Consider the following 21,634-nt stretch of genomic DNA (forward strand, 5'->3'; position numbering starts at 1 on the left):
AGCTCTTAAAAGATGGCTATGCACTGGCGGATTTATGAGGGGATCCCTCAGTGCTGAGCTTAAACCCCTCGCAAGTTTTATCGAAGCTGAAGGCTTAACGCTAGTGCTTGAAAAAGCCATAGCCGAAAAGTCGGGTATAGACTTTGAAGGTGTTTATCGCCAAATAACATTAACAGTGCATTCGAGCTTAGAAGCGGTTGGTCTGACCGCGGCAGTATCGACCAAGTTAGCTTCAAAAGGCATCAGCGCAAATGTTATCGCTGCCTATTATCACGACCACATTTTTGTTCCAGCCAGTAAAGCAAATGCTGCCCTTGCGGCATTGATGGAATTTAGTCAGAACTAGATATAAAACTGAGCTATACACTTAATGTTATAAATGATTAATTTATTTTATTGTCAAAATATTAGGCATTGATTGTTTTTTATTAAAACGCTTTACAATATTGTCATTTGAATATAATTTTCATCAGTGGATATGTTACATATTCTGTTCAGAATGTAGCTATATCATTTTAATGGAAATTAAATTTTAATATGAAGTTTCAGTTTTATTATAATCAAGAGTTTGGCAGAGAAAACTTTACTTACCTTAACATGGAAGATGAAACATTTCTCGCCGAGAAGGATCAATTGATAAAGGCTGGATTTGAAGTTGATGGTGATGTGATACTTGCGTAAATATTAGGCCCAATAAGTATTTAAGGCTTGGGCCTATACTAACCTTGTTTAGGCTTTGAGCTTTACCGCAGTTCCAAACACCATAAGTTCTGATGCTCCGTCAGTAATCGCACTGGTTGTAAATCGAATCCCGACCACAGCATCTGCATTGAGCTTAGCCGCGTCTTGAACGAGACGCTCAATAGCGATTTCACGCGCTTCAGTTAACATTTCGGTGTAGCCTTTCAGCTCACCACCGACAATGCCTTTAAGTCCGGCCATAATGTCTCGTCCAACGTGTTTGGATTGGACAATATTGCCATTTACAATGCCTAGCACGGTTTCAATCTCTCTGCCCGGAATCGTTTCTGTGGTTGTGTAGATCATCAGCCATCTCCTAGAATGCCTAAACAAGACACTTTGGTCGCACAAATTAACAACTTCAAATAATTTTGAAGTTATTTTTCGAAAATGCCTGTTTATATCACTCAATGTTTGATCATTTGGGTATAGATCACGCCGCAAGTGATTCCCTGATTTTTCCTCGTAGAGGTCGAGCATTTCGTAGCGCTTGCGATACATTTTTCGCTTTGTCCGGTTTAGATCGTCTAAATCTCGGCGAATACTCTCTATCGGCAGTTTAAATTGATAGGGGCTTTGTTTGATGCCACTCATTTCGCTACAGAATGCGTCATAGTCAAACATCATTTTTTTGCGTTGTCTTTTGCTTCTGTAATCAGATGCATTATAGACATGACCTTTGTTGGTGACACAATAGGCGTTCGATAAACCAAAGTGGCGAGCAAACATTATGGTTAGTTCAACAATAAGCGCTTTAGGGCGCATTCCGTGTTGAGCTTTTGTTAACGATTTAATAATGTCAGAGCGATCTTCAATTGAGCCTCTGGCACCTTGAATACAGCCGATAAATAAGTCGCCACTTTCAGTTACGCAAAACGTGGTGAAATAAATGCTTTGCAGCGCTTTATCGGTAATGGATAAACCCAGAGAGCCCTCTCGCCATTCGCCTGAGCAAAGTCGTACATCATACTCTTCGCCATTGTTTCCTTGAATCGAAAAAAGCTTATACCCCTGCTCTGAATAAGCGTGCTTGCTTTTTTCTCCCAACTGCTTAGACATAAAATTTAGGTGAGCAGAAAGGTTTTTTAAACGGGTTGCCTTATTCCAGTTGAGACACACATAAGGATGCGTGGGTTGATCGTACATCTTGGGTCTGAGGTCAAAAAGGTCTCGAATATGTTGATCTTCCTGCATAGATTGAACCGCTCTCGCTGTGTTCGGCGCAATCATATAGCGAAAGCAGAATCTGCAGTGGTTCCGATACACAGTGAACTTATTTTGTGTACCATTTATTTTTTTGGAAATCTTGTATAACGTTTTAAGTTTCACGGTAACCTCAAAGTGAAAACGAAGTTTTCCCGAGGAATATAATGATAAAAATAATAATTGCTGTATGGGTTTGTCAGAGGCTTACGACAAAGTTGTACACTGGCCTTTTGATGGGCGTTAAGGGTCAAATATCCTGCTTTATCAGAAAGTAATGACACCTTGGTATGTTTTTATGTGATGATAGAATGAATAACATGATACATTTACTCTAATTTTTAGTGGCTTATGGTAGGTTTGCCCAAAGCTGGGCATATAGAAAAACCAGACTGACTGTTATTAACAATATAAGGTGCTCGTGATCTCAACAATTCTTTTAAATGTTTGAATGAAAAATGCCATGGAGGGTAATGATGAAACACAACAATCCTATTAGCTCAAGTTGTATAGACAACATGCTAGATGAGCTATGGCTAAATGAGGACTCTTTAGTCTTAGATGTTGGCTGCGGGAATGGCGAATTAATTAAAAGGGTTTTAGACAAGTTTAATTGCCAAGGCGGTTGTCATTGAAATTGACGAATTGGAAATGGCTAAAGCAAAGGAAAATTTGGACTCATATTTAGATCAAGTTACCTTTCATACTGCTGCATTCAAAGATGTTGAGCTGCCTAAAGGCGCATTTGATGCGTGTTTTAGTTTAGGCTCTACTCATGCGTTTGGTGATGTTGGTGAAGCTTTAGACAACGCACTGTCTGACATGAAATCTCTTATAGCTCCCAATGGCGTAATTGTACTGGGAGATGCGTATTGGCGAAAAGAACCCGAGAAAGAGTACTTACGAGCGACAGGAATTGATCCGTTAGAATTACGATCAAACTTGCAAAGTATAGAAGCAGGGAATCAATTAGGTCTCGAATGCGTTTATGTTGTCCATGCTTCCTATGAAGATTGGGACAATTTTGAAAGTTCATTTTGGCTAGCATCCGAGCGAGAGTTGCTGCGAGACCCTGAGAATATTGAGTTATTGGACAAAGTAAAAACAAGACGATATTGGAAGGATGCGTATTTAAAGTGGGGTCGTGAAACAATGGGTTTTGCTCTGTACCTGTTCATCCACTCTGAAGCCCAACGCACCTAACATAGCGTTTAAGATGGATTAATAACGTTTGGCACTTTCGGTTTGTTTTGAATTAGTCCTTTTGGTGTGTGTCCTGAACTTCAAGCTGTTTAGGTATATCCGAGCCATATTCTTCCATATCTATACAGCGGTATTATCGCACGCTTACTTATACCAACCTCTCAAACCAACACCTGACCCAAATGAGGCCGAGTTGGTACAAGGTCGATATCCTAAAGTTGGAATGCATGTATAAATAAGCCATTGTTATATAAGCATTATCATTATAAGTCAATACATATGCATGTATGATGTGTGCAAATAAATCAACATGTTAAGGATATGTATAAGTGAAGTTGCTAATTAAACTTATTTTTTCAACTGCCATTGTCACATTACTTGCTATTTCATCGGTGAGTTTTGCTGGGCTTAAATATAACAAAGGATATTACACCAAAGCTGAAATTAAGGACTTAATAGAAAAACTCGACAACCCTTTCACCAAAGAAAGTATTGATGAGTATTACCAACTTATGTCAAAGCTTCAGCCTTCATCTATGCAGCAGCAATATACTCTGTCGTATGAATCCATTGATGCCCTTAATTATTACCAGCAAAATGGCTATCAGGCCATTCGGCGAGCAATACTTAATGGTGAAAATACCGAAGAAATAAACCCCATTATTGAGCATATCGACTCGGCGTTTGAACATGGAGTTAAATTTACCGGTGAAACCTATCGTGGAGAGTCATTAATACAGGCCTACAGTGATGGCTTAATTAAGGTGGGTGATATTGTTAGCCCTAGTACTTTTTTATCGACTTCCGTGTCTGCAAGATCAACCGAGGGCTTTTACGGAGGTCAGAGATCAATGTTTGAACTTCGCAATGGAGAGGCATCCATCATTATGCCTGAGATGAGAACAGATGAATTGGAAGTCTTAATTAATCGAGACACTTTCTTTGAAGTGACAGCTATCGATGTCAACCCTGATATGGGAACGAATAATGTGATCTATAGAGAAATTGCGGTAAGTGAAATAGGAGATAGACCTATTAAAGATATGCATACCGGAGAGAATATATCAGCAGTTGAAGCTTGTGAATTTTAGTCATTTCTCGAACAAACCCATAGTGTAACACTTTCAGTAAATCTAAGAATAATCAACGATATGAAGTTAAAAAATATAATACTTTTTTGTGCCATGCTATCAACCAACGCTTTGGCAGCCGGATTTTGTACTATTGGCGATGAGTTTACTATTCTCGATAAAGAAGCCTTTAATCGCTTGAGTGAGAAAAACTATACCTCATTTAGTGAAGGTATAACGCCGGAAGATTTATTTCCTACTGCACCAAACCATTTTTCGGCCGAACCAACTGACTTAAGCGAAGCAAAATACCTATATAACAACACCTCCTCTTTGCTTGAAATTGGCCCAGAAAGCTCTGTTGCTCTAGAAGCTGAAGAAGCCTCACGTCTGTTATCTTCTATTGGTCGTACAGCCTCTAAAGTGGGCGGAGCGGCGCTGGAGGTTTTAGGGCCAATAGGAGACGCAGTTGCTGTTGGCCTTTGGGCCCGTAATGTCGCCGATGCTTTTGAGGATGAGTCAAGAACATCTTACGATCGTTTTACCACTGTTATGGAACTGGTCGATTGGTTTGGTGTTCTTAAGCTGCCTCAGCGCAGTATTGACCGCCATATTATGGTTAATCGTTGGAATAATATGGCTGCGGGTGATCACTACAGCTTCACCATCCATGACGATATCGTGACTCGACAAGATTTAAGAGACAAAAAACACTGGGCATCATTAGCTGCTAATCAGCATAAAACCATAGAAACGATCGTCAAAAGTTACGCGTCCGATGTTGCTTTAAAATATCAAGCTTATTATCAAGAATCGGTAAAGGCTCAAACCCTTCTTTCAAATAAGTTGATCACCGCTGTCGATCAAGAGCTGAATAAAACCTTGTATTTTAAGTTAGGCATCAATAAAGACGGAAATCGGTTGTTTTCATCCGATATCAGAAGTGTTTGCCAGCCTGAAGCCGATGCGGTTTACGCGCTTTATTCTCAGCAAAGAAGTAATAGTCTTTCACCTTCCACTCGCCAAGCCATTAATGCCTTATCAGCGCTCAAGCACTGCCAAAATTCAGTGCTTGAACAAGCGATTACAAAGCTTGACCGACTGCGCAGTAGTGATTTAAGTGGTTTAGAGCGCAACGCGCTAAGAAAACTTTATTTACGAACATTAAACGCCAAGAAGAAAATTGCTGAAACGGCCGATAATCATGTTCGTATTATCAGTATAAAGCTTCAGAGTTTGATGAGAAGCGAAGGGTTGCAGTTAATCGATAAATTATTTGATTCAGGGGCAATCACCAACACCAATGATTTTTTCAAACAACAAGCAAGCCGATACGCTGTCGATGAAATGGCAAGAAGCCTGCTTTACAGACCTGCTACAGCGAGAGAACTCTCTTCTAAGGTTTTAGTGTTACAAGACAGCTATGAGTACTGTTCTCGTTTGGGCATTTTAGGGGGCGATCCTAACTTTCGTGGTTGTGTAGAATACACTCAAGTTCCAGCAGAAACTCGCCGTTTTGACCCATCACAAGACGAAGTTGTGCGTGAAATACAAGTGCCAGAGCGAGCGCACTATTACCAGCTATTCAATGAAACACTATACACACTAATACAAAATGGTTGGAATCCTGAAACCGAAGAGCAGTGGCTAGAGCAGCAAATATTGTCTTATTCTGAGCATCAGCGGAACATCAAACAAAATAAGACGAGCAAGGCCGAGGTGTATCGTTGGCTGTTTGACTCACGCCAGCAGCTTGGTAGTGACTGTATTGGTGAGCAATCTTGTGAGGGATGGAGCGCATCGTACTTGGCCAAAGAAAATCTATCTCGATCCAGTTCTCTTAATGATATTGCGCGTTGGCTAGCCAGCTATTCAGGTCGTAGTCTATATGTACATCGTAAACGAGTTGCAAAGCTGGATGAGTTGATTGAGCCTGCGTTAGAAAGTGAGTGGAAAGCAAAACAGGGGCGTCAATTTTACAGTTATGTTTACCCGAACAGCTTTGATATAGAAAAATATGCACCATTTATCGCATCAGCATTAAAAGACTCAACCCTGGATGTGACGAATTTGTCAGGCAATGCCCTTCCACTGGCGAAAGGCATAGTAAAATCTCATATGGCTGAGGCATTGGAGCTAAGTAACCAAAAAGGAGTAGATTGGCTGCATGCTCAATTGGGTGATTTCCAGCGTTATATGGCAATTGTTCATTCGCAACGCTCTAGTGTTGGCCGCCATGTTTCTGAAACGCAGGATGATGCATCTGTGTTGTTTTCTGAAATGTTGCCTGCTCATATTTTAAGATATCTAGTGTCTGATTTAATCCCAGATAGTTATGATGCCAGATTGTTTAGCGCCATTGACGCACTTTATGACCCTTCTTCAGAGCTGGGGCAAAAAATCACAACACTTGTGAGTATGAGCCGAATGTTTAATGACGTGTCTAATAGCGGCTGTGAGTCCAATTTCATCGCTTGGAAAAAGGCGTTACTATCTATTTCTAAAGATCCTTCTTTATATTGGCTATCACCCATTTCAACTTGGTTAAATAATGTGACTTATCAGAAACTCACCAATCAATCCATTGTTGAATGGGGGATCATGAAACAAAACGATTTAGGGCAGGGTATCCACTGTAATATGCTCTAAGCTGGCTTTGGGTGTGAAATAATGTAATTGGAAGATATGGTGAGCTTACCATATCTTCTTTTTTATCTTTTGTGGTCTTAGGGCTGTCGCTATTTAAATATGCGAGGATCAAACTCGAATTCGAGCTTTTCATGCTGGCTGAAAATATTTTTCATTGCTGGATGGTTTGGATTGACGACATAGTTGTGGTCTCTCGGTGAGATCGTGGAGGGGACTTGCAGCGCAGCATAGAGCGGCTTGGCCTGATTTAGAAATTGATCGCCAATTTCTTGGGTAGCTTCGCTTGCTGGAATATGTCGCCATGTTTTGGGTAAATCTTCTATATCAAGCTTGGCCACCAGTTTATTGGGTATTTCTATACGATAAAGGTCGTATTGATCAACAATATTGGGGTCATTGTTGACATGAACAAACACTTCAAGTGAACACAAAGACTCTGACTCAGAGAAATAGAGTGCTTCAGTACCCTTGGAGTTCCATCTTCCACCGTAGAGTTTTGCGCCCTCGGGGCTAAATGGGGAATCAGCAAACTTTTTTTGCGTTAAGCGGTAAAGCTGCACTACGAGAACACCCCATGTTCAACTCTGCCGATAAGATCTTTGACAATCTCATAGTCAACCGTGGTTGACACCATATCGAGCGGTCTTTTTCCACCTAAGCCATACACGCTTTCACGAACCCATTCCAAGGCTCTTTGCTCACTGTTGAATAAATCGGTTGCTAACTTAATCAGCATGGCCAATCGATAGATGGCATCACTTTCCTGAGGGTTGAAGCGCTCTTCTTTCTTAAGGCGACGCTTTATTGTGCTTACAGGAATGTGAGTAACATTGTAAAACTCGTTTTGAGATAACTGTGTTTTCTCAAGAACCTTGTAGTAGACCTCAGGTTTAAAGCCTTGGTGGACCGCATCTGTTCTCGCGGTTTTTGCGTCTTCAATACCTAGGCTAACCCAGAAATTCGCTTTTTTGCTTGGTTTGGGTTTAAAGCTTTTTAGTTGAGCCGTAGCCATTGTCAGCCTCCAAAATTAAGCTCATATAGTCTTACTATACTGGACCAAATGAGCTTAATTTGCAATCAATGGATAGGGTTAAGTATTGACCTTATAGGTGAGATCTTGTACTTCATCGCCTTTATCTTAACCAACATTAAAAATTCCGCCAATCTACTTGACCTGTCTACCGCTTTACACTTCATACTCTCTCTAGATTAAACACAATTGGGTTGAATTTAATATGTATCTAATATCCACAATAAAAAAGAAAGAAAAAACTGGACACACACCGTAAAGAGAAAGATAAATTATCCACGCCGCGCTGAGGTTTTTTGATGTGCCGCCGATTTTGTCTTTTGGTGTCTGTCCTGAATTAGTTTTTTGGTGTCTGTCCTGAATTAGTTTTCCTTTAGACATATTCCACTTATTTATTGATTAATAAGCATCTCCTTGCCCATATGATACTGTTCAAGTGCCTCTTCGCTATTAATAGCGAGAATAGATAATGATTCTATTCCAAACGAGTCTTGTATCAATGAAAAAATAATATCCTTTGCATCGGGGTCCTCTAATGATTGTGCAAAGCAAAATTCACCTTTCTTGAGAATTTTATAGGTCTTTAACATAGTTATCCGAATCAATTATTGTTAGTGCTAAATAGGTTTTTTTATGAGTTAGTATTGGTGACTCATTTAGTCCGAGAGAAATACACTCCGCAAAATGATTAAATTCATAGTGGAAACCTCCACCAAGGGAGTCTGAATAATCGATTATATGATTATTTTGTTGTGAATAGATTTCAATTTTTTTAGGGTTCCACCATTTGCCATGAATTTTGATATTTGCTTTTTCGGTGGTGATGCTAGCTTCCCTAGAATAATCATCAACAATTGAGCTACGTAATATAGCTTGTGAAGGTTGACTGAAGAAAAAATCAGTTCTCTCATCTACTTGAGACTTATCATTGACACGGGTTTCAATACGAGATAACTTCAGAGATTTTTTATTTTTCACTTCCAATAAATCTACATACAACCATGCCAAATAACATCCCACATCATATTTAGCCCCACCAAAATGTTGCTTATCAAATAAATGCCAACATGAGTCATAGCGATGATAATTCCCAAAACACGCAGAAATGTTGTTTACCCGCCCCAACTCTTTTTTTATCAATGCTTTGAGCTCTTGGTAAGCTGGAAACAGTGGGAACTTCATCGCTTCCATTAAAAAACAATGGTTTTCTTTTGCTAATTGAGTAAGTTCCTCCCACTGCTCAGGGCTTGTTACTGCGGGCTTCTCAACCATGACATGTTTTCCATGCTTCAAACAAGCCCGAGCTAGTTCATAATGTGAAGAATGTATTGTCGCGATATAAATAGCTTCAACGTTATCACTTTTAATTAGTAATTCATAACTTGTAAATATGGTTCCTACATCATAAGTGTCAGAAAAATCTTTAGCTCTTTTTTTTGACCTTGATGAAACTGCAACTAATTCTCCGTTATAAACATGAGTAAAGTCAGAAGCCACTCTATTGGCAATATTACCAAGGCCTAAAATACCCCATCTAAGCATATTCTCCCCCCAAGTGCTTCCACGATTTTGAAGGTTCTGGATATCGTTCCAATGTTCTAAACGAGTTTTCAATCATCTTGGCCAAATCAGATGGATAATTGACTAAGTTTACTTTTTTAGCAATTTCAGGATTAAGATGATATGCGTGCCATGTGGGTGGATGGAGCGTTGAATGGTATCCCATGTGAACAACCCTGCGTGGTTCAGAAAGGGATTTACAATAACCTCTATGGACGATATTGTTGTTGTAAAGTACGGCTTGCCCTGGTTTTAGCGTCACTCAATTCTGAGCTGGGAGTGAGCAGTTATCAAGAGCGTAGTGCTTTGACATTCCAAATACTTCTTGCTCATGTTTGTTTAATGGCCGTTTATGGCTTCCTGGTACAACCCATAAGCTTTCATCATAACTTAAAGCTAAATTAATCTGAACGTTGTTATGAAAATACTCTCCAGTAAATAGCTTATCACTTATCTCATTCTGAGGAATTTGAATTGTGTCTCTATGCCAAGCAAGCTCATAATGCGTTCCAGTTTCAGCTAATAGAAGAGCACTTCCGTCTAATGCAAGATTTTCCCCTATAATTTCTTCGGATATATTCATTAATTTTTCGTTACAGTATAACTCTCTAATTTTTTCACATTTATCAAGGAAAGACACATTATTAATATAATATAGCTTTAGTTCGTTTCCATAATCATCTAGTTTGTGACCTTCTTTTTGAAAATATCCATCTAATAGCTTCACAGTAGGATCAACGATTAAATCTCTCTTGTCTAAACCTAATACTTCATTTTCTAAAATTTTCCTGAATCCAAGTGATTGAACGTCTGATAATATATCAACAATAATATAACCATTTTTTAAATACTCCTCCTTCCATCTATTCATATACACCTCCCATCATTACATTAATGCTCTTTTTTAGTGTTTTATATTCATTTTTTTTCAATCTATCTAGCTCAGAACTATCAATAGGGCTTTCAACTGGAATAATTGTTATTTTTCTATCAAAAAAATACTCCATCGCAAAACAAGCCACTCTACTTGCATGGAACTCTGATGTGATCATTATTATTTCATCTGTTTCGTAAGTAGAAAGAAAGTCTCTAGTCATCATAATGTCCTGAAGCGTAAAACTACTATTAATTCCAGCAAGAATATTGCAATCAGGAACCCCCAACCTCTTCAAACTTTGTATCATATAGTGGTAGTGAGGGTACTTACTTTTATTAAAGTGATCACCATATCCACCTGTTACAACTATCTTATAGTCAGGATAGCTTTTTATCACCTGAGCAACTTTTTCTATCCTAGAAATACTGATATCAGATAAAATCCCATTAGGGTCATTTGTGTTTCCAAAAACCAATATTATACCCAAACCAACCAACCTATTATTTAATTAATAATTAACGATTAGACATTATAATAGTATATATAACATGATGTTATTATATTGGTCAATTACCTACTCGAAAGACTCACATTATCATCCAATAATTTATTTTCATACATCAGAAATTTAATAAAACAAACTCAATATATTTAAAAAATATTCAGATTCAGGTCTTTCATTTTGCTCTGGCCAAATTTACCCGAATATCTAACATTCATAAGAGATCGTAACGTGGAAATGTTCAAAACCTTCCCTCAATATTAACAGTTAACCAAATCAACAATTATTAATGCTTGAAGACTTCTTGATGGCACTTCGGCTAATGTAGATTACTGTAAAAAAAGTTACAGTAACTTAGTTGAAACAATGAAAGAGTTTCGGGCGTAATTAACTGATAAGATTTAGCTCAAAACCCCAATATAAGCGTGCTCATATTGGGGCATTTGGGGTTCTATTAAGCGGTTTGCTTTTGTTCTGCCTCTTCACCGATAAATCCACCGGTTTGATGTGCCCATAGCTGAGCGTAAATGCCTTCGTTTTGGATAAGCTCACTGTGTGTACCTTGTTCGACGACTTGACCTTTATCGAGCACGATCAGGCGATCCATGGCAGCAATGGTGGATAACCTATGCGCGATTGCGATAACGGTTTTACCTTGCATCAATTCATTTAAGCTTTCTTGAATCGCTGCTTCCACCTCTGAATCGAGTGCTGATGTCGCCTCATCGAGAATAAGGATTGGCGCATCTTTGAGTAATACTCGGGAAATCGCAATGCGCTGCCTTTGTCCGCCTGATAGTTTGACTCCGCGCTCACCAACTTGAGCGTCGTAGCCATCGTTGCCAAATGGGTCGTTAAGCGTTTCTATAAACTCATGGGCGTGAGCCTGTTTGGTTGCTTTAAGCAGATCTTCTTCCGTTGCATCTGGATTACCATACAGAATGTTGTCACGAATTGAGCGATGAAGCAGCGAGGTATCTTGAGTCACCATGCCTATGTTACTGCGCAGCGAATCTTGGGTTACATCAGAGATGATTTGATCATCGATTTTAATACAGCCACTCTCTACATCGTGAAAACGCAGCAGTAAGTTAACCAAGGTTGACTTACCAGCACCGGAGCGGCCAACTAGCCCGACTTTTTCACCCGGTTTTATTTTGAGGTTGAGATCACTGATCACGCCTTTGTTTTCATCTCCATAATGAAAACTAACGTTATCGAATTCAATAGATCCTTGGTTGACCTGTAGCGGCTTAGCTTGTTCTTTATCTTTGATATAAATGGGTTTAGAGAGTGTTTTCATCCCATCAACTACAGTGCCCATGTTTTCAAACAAAGCACCGACTTCCCACATGATCCACATCGACATGCCGTTAATACGCAGCGCCAGCGCAATCGCAATTGCGATGGCTCCTATGCTGATCGAGCTATCCATCCAAAGTACAATTGAAAGGGAGGCAACAGAAAAGACCAACAAATAGTTGGATATTTCTACCGCGACATCAAATTCTGTCACTAATCTCATTTGACGATACACAGTATTAAGGAAGCCTTGCATGCCTTTTTCTGCGTATTCGGTTTCGCGTTTACTGTGAGAGAAAAGTTTAACGGTTGCGATATTGGTGTAGCTGTCAACAATGCGGCCTGTCATGGTTGAGCGTGCATCGGCTTGCTCTGAGGCTACGCCTTTGAGTTTAGGAACAAAATGGAGTTGGATACCGATATAACATGCCAGCCAGACCAACATTGGGATCATCAAGCGCCAATCGGCTTGAGCTAACAAGACAACGATAGCGGTAAAGTAAACCGAGACATAAACGAACACATTCATGGACTTCATCACGGTTTCACGAACGGCAAGCGATGTTTGCATTACTTTAGTTGCAACGCGTCCGGCAAAATCATCTTGATAGAAGTTGAGACTTTGCTTGAGTAGGTAACGGTGAGCAAGCCAGCGAATCGACATTGGGTAATTGCCGAGCAGAGTTTGGTGAATAACAAGAGAATAAGCGGTCACCAAGATAGGCATGACAATGAGTATTAGACCGCCATACAGCATGAGCTCTGTTTTATTGTCTTGCCAAAACGTATCAGGACTGCTGTTTGTTAACCAGTCAACTAGACTGCCCATAGCGCCGAAAAGGGAGACTTCTGCAATGGCGATGATCATAGCCATTAGAGACATGATAATCAGCGGGCGCTCAAAGCCACGGGTATAGTAGCGGCAAAATGCCCAAATCCCATAAGGTGGCTGCGTAGGTTCTTCGTTAGGAAAGGGCTTTGTGAAGCCTTCGAATTTTTTAAACATAACTAGCCTTCAAATACACGACGTTGAAAAGCCATCGATACCAATAGCGTATTGTATCAATGGTATACTGTTACTATTTGAAATGTAACCACCTAACAACTTTTTGTTATCGGAATGTTTGCATAATATCCATCCGAAAATCTTCAACTCCACACTTTTTAGTAAATTTTACGGTATTTGATGAAATTTTCAGGAATATTTCTGGTTCTATAACATAAAGTGGAGTAATTTCAGTGATTGTTATTTTAACAATATGTCTACAATTCTCCCAAGTGAGTGAGAAACAATGAGTCTATTGCAATGTTAAAACAACAACCAAAACAACAAAAAGCCGTTTCTACAGTGCAAAACGCCAATTGTGTGGTAATGGTTCCGCCTAAAGAGTTTGCATTCAATGCCGAAACTGCACTCGATAATGAGTTTCAGCATCAAGTCAATCAAACAACAGAACAAGTACGTGAACAGGCCATGCAAGAGTTTCGCGTAATGGCCGATCAGCTTCGCGGTGCTGGTGTCCAAGTGATCGAATTTGACTACCCTTTAGGGCAAATTGAAACGCCTGATGCGGTATTCCCAAACAACTGGTTTAGCACGACCTCTGATGGAGCTCTGTACACTTTTCCTATGGCGTGTAAAAACCGCCAACAAGAGGTGAGACCGGACGCTTTATGTGCCGCTTTAGAAAACTCTGGTCGCAAAGTGAAGTCGCAGGACTCTTTAGTGGATTATCTTGATCAGGATGCTCATTTAGAGAGCACGGGCGTAATGGTTATCGATCATCTCAACAAAACCATTTATGCCGCGCTTTCACAGCGCTGCGATCGTGAAGTGTTAGAAGATTACGCTGAGCGTATTGGCTATGAGCGAGTGGTCTCTTTCCAAACTGCACTTCCATCAGGAAAGCCGATTTATCATACCAATGTAATGATGGCTATTGGTGAGCACTTCTGCGTGATTTGCGATGAAGTGATCCCTGAGTTTGAACGTCGCTTCGTAATTAAATCACTGGCCAAAGATAAGCAAGTCATTTCAATCAGCCTTGAGCAGATGAATCAATTTTGCGGCAATATTTTAGAATTGGAAACCGATGCTGGCGATAAAGTCATTGCTATGTCTCAGTCCGCTTATGATGCTTTTTCTCCGGCGCAGCGTGCTCAATTGTCTAGCCACGCTAAACTGATGCCATTTAATGTGCAGACAATAGAATCTATTGGCGGTGGCAGCGTGCGTTGTATGTTGGGTGAGGTTTTTCTTCCCAAGTGCTAATCCACTCTAATACATAATATCTTATTTGCTTGGAGAGGCACTGCGCCTCTCCAGTATTTTGTTTCTTTACATGAGTGTGCCTAGCTACCGACTGGCATCGCGAAAAGTTCAATTATTTCATCAATGGCTAGTCGAGCAGCTGGCATAAAAACAAAAGAGATTTATTGAATCAGTCCCACTTCCTTATAGTACTTAAGAGCGCCAGGGTGAAGTGGTGCGGTTAGGCCACTTTTTACCATTTCTTCTTTTTTAAGGTGGGCAAAGGCTGGATGCAGCTTCTTGAAGTTATCAAAGTTTTCAAACACCGACTTTACGATGTGATAAATCACTTCTTCTGATACTGCAGTCGATGAGACAAATGTGGCACCAACACCAAACGTTTTTACGCCATCAGGATTACCTTTGTAGGTCCCCCCTGGCACAGTTGCGTTTCTATAGTAACTTGCCTCGGCGATTAACTGATCAATTTTGGGGCCCGAGACTTCGATTATATCACTATCACATGAGGTGGTGGCCTCTTGAATCGCGGCACTAGGGTGACCAACGACGTAGATCATTGCATCGAGCTTGCCATCACATAATGCTTTGGATTGTTCGGATGCTTTGAGTTCTGAGGCAAGTTTAAAGTCTTCAGTACTCCAATCGTATCGCTCCATTAATACATCCATAGTTCCGCGTTGACCTGAACCAGGGTTACCAATGTTGACCCGCTTTCCTTTTAAGTCTTCAAAGGTTTTAATTCCCGAGTCTTTTCGCGCAACCACGGTAAAAGGTTCTGGGTGGGCGGAGAAAACAGAGCGAAGCTCCTTAAATGGCCCCGCATCTGAAAATTTACTGGTGCCGTTATAGCCATGGTATTGCCAGTCAGACTGAACAACACCCAGCTCGAGCTCTCCCGCTCTTATGGTATTAACATTATAGATAGAGCCTCCTGTGGATACGACGGAGCATCGAATCCCGTGGGCTGCTTTGGTTTTGTTGACCAATCGGCAAATGGCACCGCCAGTGGGATAGTACACACCCGTGACGCCTCCTGTACCAATAGTGATATATTTATCTTTTGCCAATGCAGAGAGGGAGGGGATTAAAAGAATGAGGGTAACAAGTGCTGATAAGATTCCTTTAAGTGATGCCATAGTCATTCCTTTTGTCGCATGGTCGGCTACTAAACTAAAGTCTAGCCATTTGTTAGCGCTCGTCGAAAACTATATGCATCATGGTAGTTAATATTCAATAAATTGTCCGATTCTTTGAGGTATCTCACTTGCTGAGCATTATTCGCTGCTGGCTTACCGTCTGGAGTAAGATGATTATTTTCAAAGCCTACCCGAACGTCTAGACCTTGTTTTAGTGCATGGACTAAACATTGATGTTCATGTCTGCCGAAGGCACAGACTGCAACACGAATAGCACGTTGGCGAAGGGCAGAGATTTGTAATTTGTCCAGCTCTTTAGGGCATGGGTTTCCCTGAGTTTGATAGCGTCCTAGTACAATTAAGGCGTGCTGGTTTTGGCTTGGTAAAACATCGTCGTTGAGCAGTTGTAGATACGTTGAGATATCGGGTTGATCATAAAGGATAATTTGGCTGATAATGCCTTGTTCTGCCACCCAGTGGAAAAAAGCTCGACAGTCATTTAGGTTAGCATCGTCTGGGACTAACTCACGTAATGCGAATGAAGCAGCCTCTGGTTTAACAGTTTTTATTAGGTGTTTTTGTTGCTCAGGCGAATATAGTCCGACCGCTTCAGTGGTTAGCTGGATTATTATAGAGTCCCCCACGGCTTGTTTGACATGTTCATAGAGGCGTTGATTGCGTGTGACATCAAGGCTATGGTGCCCGTTGTCGTCACGACAATGGAGATGAAGCATTGCAGCTCCAGCGTCTCGGCACGCGATCACTTCGTTGATGATTTCTGTTTCTGTTAGAGGAATATTCGGGTGATCCTGCTTGGTTTTACGAGCGCCATTGGGCGCGACAATAATGGCACGCTGAGTATGTTTATCATTACCTGAAGACATTAGGCCCATCCTTTTGATACTTCATCGATTGTGGCTTTTAATTTACTTACTATTTCTTCGATATGTTGATCTTGAAGGATAAATGGAGGCGCAAGTAAAATATGGTGTCCGTTCTTACCATCAATCGTGCCAGCCATCGGATAGCACATTAAACCATTTTGCATCGCATGCGCTTTTATCACGTTATGGGCTTGGGTGCTGCTGGGAAGGGGAGCTTTGGTTGTTTTGTCTTTGACCAACTCGATACCCAGAAACAATCCCTTACCACGAATGTCTCCTATGTTAGGCATAGGGCCTAGTTGTTCTACAAGTGCTTGCTTTAGTTTATCTCCGAAGTGGTTTACTGCGCTGATGAGCTGTTCGTCTATTATCCTATCAATGGTCGCCAGCGCGCATGCACAGGCGGTAGGGTGCGCCATGTAAGTGTGCCCGTGTTGGAAAAAACCGCTGCCACTGGCCATTGAGTGGTAGACTTTGTCATTGGCTATTGTGGCACCAATAGGTTGGTAACCTGCGCCTAATCCTTTCGCGATACAGACTAAATCTGGCTCAATGCCCTCAAGTTCAAACGCGAATAGACTTCCACTTCGACCAATGCCGCACATGACCTCATCCAAAATGAGCAAAACATCATAGGCGTCACAAATCTCGCGTATACGTTTAAAATACCCTTTCGTTGCGGGCACGGCTCCTGATGTCGCACCAACAACAGGCTCAGCAATAAATGCCATCACGTTTTCTGGTCCGAGTTCAAGGATCTTTTCTTCGAGCTGATTGGCTGCGCGTATCGAGTAATCATCTTCTGTTTCATCGTTGTTTTGGTATCGATATGCATAGCAGGGATCAATGTGATGAGAGGTAGAGAGCAGAGGTTTAAATGGCTCACGTCGCCACTGGTTGCCTCCAACGCTTAGTGCGCCTAGCGTATTCCCATGATAGCTTTGTCTGCGGGCAATAAACTCGGTTTTGCTCGGTTTTCCTTGTTCAACGAAATGCTGCCGAGCCATCTTTAAAGCGGCTTCTACGGCTTCGGAGCCTCCGCTGACAAAATAGGCTCGATTAAATTGCTTGGGCATTAATGAGCAAAGTCTGGTGGCCAGTTTCTCACTTGGCTCATTAGTGAAAAAGCCAGTGTGAGCATAGGCTATTTCATTGACTTGTTTGATAATCGCCTGCTTTATCGCAGCGTGATTGTGGCCAAGGTTTGATACCGCTGCGCCGCCACAAGCATCAAGGTAAGATTTCCCATTCTTGTCGAAAAGATACATACCTTCGCCGTGACTGATAGTCGGCAAAATTTGATGGCAATGTCGATGAAATACGTTGGACATGTCAGGACTCCGAAAGATTCGATACTTTAATCCTGTCTAACAATGAGCCATTACGCAACTGACAAAAAGTTGAGCATTATGAGTTTTTGGAATGAGTGCAGATGCAATTGAAGCAGCCAAACGGCTGCCTCTAGGATACTAAAGACTAAAGAGTTGTTTAAGGTAGTTATGAGCTTTCTGAGTGGGCAGCAAGCTTCTCTAAGGCTAGAACTAATACTATAGCGCTGAGCATGAGTATTACTGCAATTGTTAGTTGCGCAGGCTGCGATGTAATCGCTTCAAAGTCAAAAGGAGAAAGATTACGCTCTAGTAGTGGTACTTGCTCACCGCTAGAGTTCGTTCTCCAACTAAGCGTTTCTTTCCACGGCCATATTTTTGGTAGTGTTCCCACCATTAAACCTGTTAAGAAAGTTAGAGTAAGATCTCTCAAGTGCTTAAGTAACCAAGTTAGAACATGTGACAGACTTAGTAGGCCGATAACACAGCCGCTGGCGAAGAGTGCTAGAGGTGCTATATCCATGGATTTGACAGCGCCCAATATAGGAGCGTACATTCCGATGAGAAGCAGGATAAAGCTTCCAGATATTCCCGGGAGTATCATGGCACTGATCGCAATAGCGCCTGCGAGCACGATGTTAGCACTGGTTGGGTCAAGTTGTAGTGGCTGAAGTATGGTTATGCTATAGGCGAAAGTGATACCTAGTAAAAGAGCTATTACACGACTTAGGCTTCTTTTTTCTATCTGTTTGAGCATATGAAATACAGAAACCAGAATCAGGCCGAAAAAGAATGACCATAAGGGGATCGGATGTGTTTCCAGCAACCAAGAAATCAGCTTAGCAAGCGTCGCAATGCTCGTGAGAATGCCGGAAAAGAGTGCGATAAGAAAAAGGCCGTTGATGTGCTCGAAAGCAGCTTTTATCCCGTCTTGTTTTATTACGCTGATGAGCTGTGGGTTAATACGCCTAATGCTTTCCAGAAGCGTGTCGTATATCCCTGTTATGAAAGCAATGGTTCCACCAGAGACTCCAGGGACCACATCAGCAGCCCCCATTACTAATCCTTTTAAAAACGTTGATAGATATTTCATTATTCAGAGCAAGTTGGTTTTGATTGGAAGATTATAACGACAATGGGAATTAAACAGTACCCAATTATACCTAAACCTTAAACCGATAAGATACTGGTTTACTATCGATTTGCACCAATTTTGCAATTTGCAATTCCCAAATTGCAATAAAAAAGCGAATAACCGCTGCAAATCTGAACCAATGTATCATTTTTGGGGGTTCAAATGTTGGCACATAAAATGCATAATATGTATTGACCCTTATTAAGCCGAGGGTCACCTAGCCAACTGACGTTGTTAGTGAATAGAATTGTTCACAAAATATAGATGCCAATCGCGATTATTGCGGTTGGCTTTTTTTTATTCTTACTTTTCTTAGAGTTTACACCATTAAAAGAGACAAACTTATAGCCACGTCTCGACATCTCTCTTCAATTACATCCATAATACGCGCTTTATTTTTGCCTTAAATCGTCAGTCATGCGGTTTATGCGTATTATTAATACGGATAGACATTAAGCTTGGCTTTGTTAACGACGACTTTGTGGTTTAATTAGAGTATTGGCTGCTAAGCGAATAGAAACATCATTAAGTTGCCTTACTAGGGAAGAGGGGTAACAGACAACAAAGAGGTTATATGAATCAAGTCATTTCAGTTAGATCTCTAGAATCCTTCTTAATCGCTATTTGTGTCTTATTTTTAGGCCATTTCGTTAACTCAAAGCTTCCTATCCTGACGAGGTTTAATATCCCTGAGCCTATTGTCGGTGGACTTATAGTGGCATTTATCATCACAGTGATGCACTTTGAAGGTATTGAGCTAGAGTTTTCGCTACCATTACAAAACACTTTTATGTTGATGTTCTTCAGTACCGTGGGGCTTGCGGCAAACTATACGCAGCTAATAAAAGGTGGGGCTAAGGTTTTTATTTTCCTCGCGGTCGCGTCATTCTACATTATCATTCAAAATGCTGTTGGTGTCTCATTGGCAACAGCGCTTGGTCTTGATCCTCTGATGGGCTTAATCGCAGGTTCGATTACCTTATCTGGCGGCCATGGTACTGGCGCAGCTTGGTCACAAACGTTTACAGAGACTTATGGATTAAGTAACACATTGGAAATTGCCATGGCATCGGCGACCTTTGGTTTGATCATTGGAGGTATTATCGGTAGCCCTGTGGCGCAAAAGTTGATCAACAAGAACGGCTTTGAGTCAGAGTATGGTACAGGGGGTAACACCCATGAAAAGTTTCCAGAACTTGTCACTTATAACGAGTATGAAGAAGACAAAGTCACCTCGAAAAAGGTAATTGAGATCCTATTTGTTTTGCTGATTTGTGTTACTGGTGCTAAGTATCTTGAACAGTGGGTGACGAGTCTGGAAATCAGTTGGCTTATGATACCGGATTTTGTTTACGCCTTGTTTATCGGTGTGTTTATCACTAATGCAATGGAAGTCACTAAAGTACACCGAATGGATGCAGAAACGGTTGATATTTTAGGAACTGTGTCGCTTTCATTGTTTCTAGCAATGGCTCTTATGAGCTTAAAGCTTTGGAATATATTCGATCTCGCGATTCCATTTCTGATTATATTGTCTGTTCAGTCAGTGGTTTTGGGTGTTTTTGCCTACTATGTGACCTTTAAGGTTATGGGCTCTAACTATGATGCGGCCGTTATGTCAGGTGGTCATTGTGGGTTTGGCTTAGGTGCGACTCCTACGGCTGTGATGAATATGGGATCTTTGGTTAATAAATATGGTCCATCTCCTCAAGCATTTATGGTTGTCCCCATTGTCGGCGCTTTCTTTATTGATATTGTTAACCTTGTCATTCTTCAGGGCTATATCTCTTTCATCGGCTAATTTAAGCGGCAACAAGCCCTAACTACGAGGTAGTAGGGCTTGTTATATGTAGTTAGTGGTCTAGGTAAAGGTAGTTTTGCCAGCTTTTCATTCTTATTAGAACTTTGCGCATAATCGAAACATGAGTGAACTTATTTGAGTACACGGCAACCTCGACAGCGGTTCCCATGGGTAGATGATAATTGGATAAATCATCAGTAATTTCAAGTGTAACAAAAACACGTCCATTGGTTCGTAGAGCTTCAGTACCTAACAGAGAACCACGAGCTTGAAATTGGCTCTCGCCGATAGCTGGTAACACGTCAACGACTCTTCCCTTAAACACTTTGCCAGGAATTGCTCTAAAGAGAAACTCTGCTTCATAGCCCGGTTGCAAGCGCTGAAGAGAGTTTTGCCTGAATGCTGCGGCATAAAGAGTTTCCTCCGTATGGACAAATGTCATTACTGGGGCGAGAGGTAAAGGTACTGCCATGACGCCGGGGCGAAGGGCGAGCTGAGTGGCGAAGCCAGCGGTTGGTGCTCTAACGACAGTTTGTTCTAAATCGAACTCCGCTTGGCGCAACTCAGCAAGTGATTGAGCAACTCTGGTATTCTCGCCCCCTATTTCAGAATTAAGGGCAATTTTCGCTTGGCTCACTCTTGCTTGAGATACGTCTACTGCTGCCTCAGAAGCCTTATAGGCTTGGCGACGGCTGTCTAGGTCTTGTTCAGTAAACGCGCCTTTTTCATAGCCACGCTGGTAGCGAGAAAACTCTCGCTGTGCTTTATCCCTATCTGCGATGGATTGAGTTAACGCTGCTTGAGCTTCGAGTACGTCAGATTGAAGGCTAAGTGCACTTTGACTCGCTTCTTTTATCTTTGCTTTTAATCTATCAACCTCTGCTTCGAAAGGCGTGGGATCAATCACAAATAGTACATCCCCTTTTTGTAGAGGCTGATTG

The 21,634-nt window shown here is 41.2% G+C and carries 19 protein-coding genes and 1 pseudogene; 7 read left to right on the forward strand and 13 right to left on the reverse strand.

The window, feature by feature from the left end; all coding sequences use genetic code 11:
- On the forward strand, positions 1 to 346 hold a 346-nt coding region (locus AAFM34_RS12570), incomplete at its 5' end, for an ACT domain-containing protein (RefSeq protein ID WP_341663320.1).
- 191 nt (positions 347 to 537) lie between these two features.
- Positions 538 to 681: a hypothetical protein gene (locus AAFM34_RS12575; protein WP_341663322.1), complete on the forward strand. Its 144-nt coding sequence runs from the start codon at positions 538 to 540 to the stop codon at positions 679 to 681.
- A gap of 48 nt (positions 682 to 729) precedes the next feature.
- Here AAFM34_RS12575 and AAFM34_RS12580 read toward each other — a convergent pair whose 3' ends face one another.
- Complete coding sequence (locus tag AAFM34_RS12580; protein WP_152432300.1) at positions 730 to 1,047, reverse strand: heavy metal-binding domain-containing protein; 318 nt, start codon at positions 1,045 to 1,047, stop codon at positions 730 to 732.
- Between the two features lie 165 nt (positions 1,048 to 1,212).
- A pseudogene (locus AAFM34_RS12585) lies at positions 1,213 to 2,070 on the reverse strand (DUF535 family protein); the annotation flags it as partial.
- Between the two features lie 525 nt (positions 2,071 to 2,595).
- Between AAFM34_RS12585 and AAFM34_RS12590 the strand changes: the two are divergent.
- The 3 genes from AAFM34_RS12590 to AAFM34_RS12600 all read left to right on the forward strand — a co-directional run bounded on the left by AAFM34_RS12590 (position 2,596) and on the right by AAFM34_RS12600 (position 6,866).
- A complete protein-coding gene (locus tag AAFM34_RS12590; RefSeq protein WP_341663324.1) occupies positions 2,596 to 3,147 on the forward strand; it encodes a class I SAM-dependent methyltransferase in 552 nt (183 codons plus the stop codon).
- Positions 3,148 to 3,476: 329 nt separating this feature from the next.
- A complete protein-coding gene (locus AAFM34_RS12595) occupies positions 3,477 to 4,238 on the forward strand; it encodes an ADP-ribosyltransferase (RefSeq protein WP_341663326.1) in 762 nt (253 codons plus the stop codon).
- A gap of 60 nt (positions 4,239 to 4,298) precedes the next feature.
- Positions 4,299 to 6,866, forward strand: a complete 2,568-nt coding sequence (locus AAFM34_RS12600; RefSeq protein WP_341663328.1) for a hypothetical protein — start codon at positions 4,299 to 4,301, stop codon at positions 6,864 to 6,866.
- An 89-nt stretch (positions 6,867 to 6,955) separates the two neighbouring features.
- On the opposite strand, the gene AAFM34_RS12605 is transcribed toward AAFM34_RS12600, so the two are convergent.
- The 6 genes from AAFM34_RS12605 to AAFM34_RS12630 all read right to left on the reverse strand — a co-directional run bounded on the left by AAFM34_RS12605 (position 6,956) and on the right by AAFM34_RS12630 (position 13,143).
- Positions 6,956 to 7,426, reverse strand: a complete 471-nt coding sequence (locus AAFM34_RS12605; RefSeq protein ID WP_341663330.1) for an RES family NAD+ phosphorylase — start codon at positions 7,424 to 7,426, stop codon at positions 6,956 to 6,958.
- The gene (locus tag AAFM34_RS12610) at positions 7,426 to 7,878 is read right to left on the reverse strand and encodes an antitoxin Xre/MbcA/ParS toxin-binding domain-containing protein (protein WP_341663331.1); all 453 of its coding nucleotides are present in this window, start codon (positions 7,876 to 7,878) and stop codon (positions 7,426 to 7,428) included. The genes AAFM34_RS12605 and AAFM34_RS12610 overlap by 1 nt, the downstream gene beginning before the upstream one ends.
- A 591-nt stretch (positions 7,879 to 8,469) precedes the next feature.
- The gene (locus AAFM34_RS12615) at positions 8,470 to 9,438 is read right to left on the reverse strand and encodes a Gfo/Idh/MocA family oxidoreductase (RefSeq protein ID WP_341663334.1); all 969 of its coding nucleotides are present in this window, start codon (positions 9,436 to 9,438) and stop codon (positions 8,470 to 8,472) included.
- Between the two features lie 280 nt (positions 9,439 to 9,718).
- A complete protein-coding gene (locus AAFM34_RS12620) occupies positions 9,719 to 10,327 on the reverse strand; it encodes a hypothetical protein (RefSeq protein WP_341663335.1) in 609 nt (202 codons plus the stop codon).
- Entirely contained in the window at positions 10,320 to 10,820 is a 501-nt protein-coding gene (locus AAFM34_RS12625) for a YdcF family protein (protein ID WP_341663337.1), read from the reverse strand. The genes AAFM34_RS12620 and AAFM34_RS12625 overlap by 8 nt, the downstream gene beginning before the upstream one ends.
- A gap of 469 nt (positions 10,821 to 11,289) precedes the next feature.
- Positions 11,290 to 13,143 carry an ABC transporter ATP-binding protein gene (locus AAFM34_RS12630; RefSeq protein ID WP_341663339.1) on the reverse strand — a complete coding sequence of 618 codons (1,854 nt, stop codon included), beginning with the start codon at positions 13,141 to 13,143 and terminating at the stop codon, positions 11,290 to 11,292.
- 300 nt (positions 13,144 to 13,443) lie between these two features.
- Here AAFM34_RS12630 and AAFM34_RS12635 point away from each other — a divergent pair, with 300 nt between their 5' ends.
- Positions 13,444 to 14,409 carry an arginine deiminase-related protein gene (locus AAFM34_RS12635; protein WP_341663341.1) on the forward strand — a complete coding sequence of 322 codons (966 nt, stop codon included), beginning with the start codon at positions 13,444 to 13,446 and terminating at the stop codon, positions 14,407 to 14,409.
- Positions 14,410 to 14,570: 161 nt separating this feature from the next.
- Here the strand turns inward: AAFM34_RS12635 and AAFM34_RS12640 are convergent, their stop codons facing one another.
- The 4 genes from AAFM34_RS12640 to AAFM34_RS12655 all read right to left on the reverse strand — a co-directional run bounded on the left by AAFM34_RS12640 (position 14,571) and on the right by AAFM34_RS12655 (position 18,850).
- Positions 14,571 to 15,545, reverse strand: a complete 975-nt coding sequence (locus AAFM34_RS12640) for a TAXI family TRAP transporter solute-binding subunit (protein ID WP_341663343.1) — start codon at positions 15,543 to 15,545, stop codon at positions 14,571 to 14,573.
- Between the two features lie 41 nt (positions 15,546 to 15,586).
- Positions 15,587 to 16,429 carry a 3-keto-5-aminohexanoate cleavage protein gene (locus tag AAFM34_RS12645; RefSeq protein WP_341663345.1) on the reverse strand — a complete coding sequence of 281 codons (843 nt, stop codon included), beginning with the start codon at positions 16,427 to 16,429 and terminating at the stop codon, positions 15,587 to 15,589.
- The gene (locus tag AAFM34_RS12650) at positions 16,429 to 17,760 is read right to left on the reverse strand and encodes an aspartate aminotransferase family protein (protein ID WP_341663346.1); all 1,332 of its coding nucleotides are present in this window, start codon (positions 17,758 to 17,760) and stop codon (positions 16,429 to 16,431) included. The genes AAFM34_RS12645 and AAFM34_RS12650 overlap by 1 nt, the downstream gene beginning before the upstream one ends.
- Before the next feature lie 166 nt (positions 17,761 to 17,926).
- Positions 17,927 to 18,850 (reverse strand): DUF368 domain-containing protein, encoded by a 924-nt coding sequence (locus AAFM34_RS12655; RefSeq protein WP_341663348.1) that lies wholly within the window; start codon positions 18,848 to 18,850, stop codon positions 17,927 to 17,929.
- A 616-nt stretch (positions 18,851 to 19,466) separates the two neighbouring features.
- Between AAFM34_RS12655 and gltS the strand changes: the two genes are divergently transcribed.
- On the forward strand, positions 19,467 to 20,693 hold the full coding sequence (gene gltS, locus AAFM34_RS12660) for a sodium/glutamate symporter (protein WP_341663350.1): 1,227 nt from the start codon (positions 19,467 to 19,469) through the stop codon (positions 20,691 to 20,693).
- Between the two features lie 52 nt (positions 20,694 to 20,745).
- On the opposite strand, the gene AAFM34_RS12665 is transcribed toward gltS, so the two are convergent.
- On the reverse strand, positions 20,746 to 21,634 hold an 889-nt coding region (locus tag AAFM34_RS12665; RefSeq protein WP_341663352.1), incomplete at its 5' end, for an HlyD family secretion protein.

The sequence above is a fragment of the Vibrio sp. genome (assembly GCF_038138445.1).
GTDB lineage: Bacteria > Pseudomonadota > Gammaproteobacteria > Enterobacterales > Vibrionaceae > Vibrio.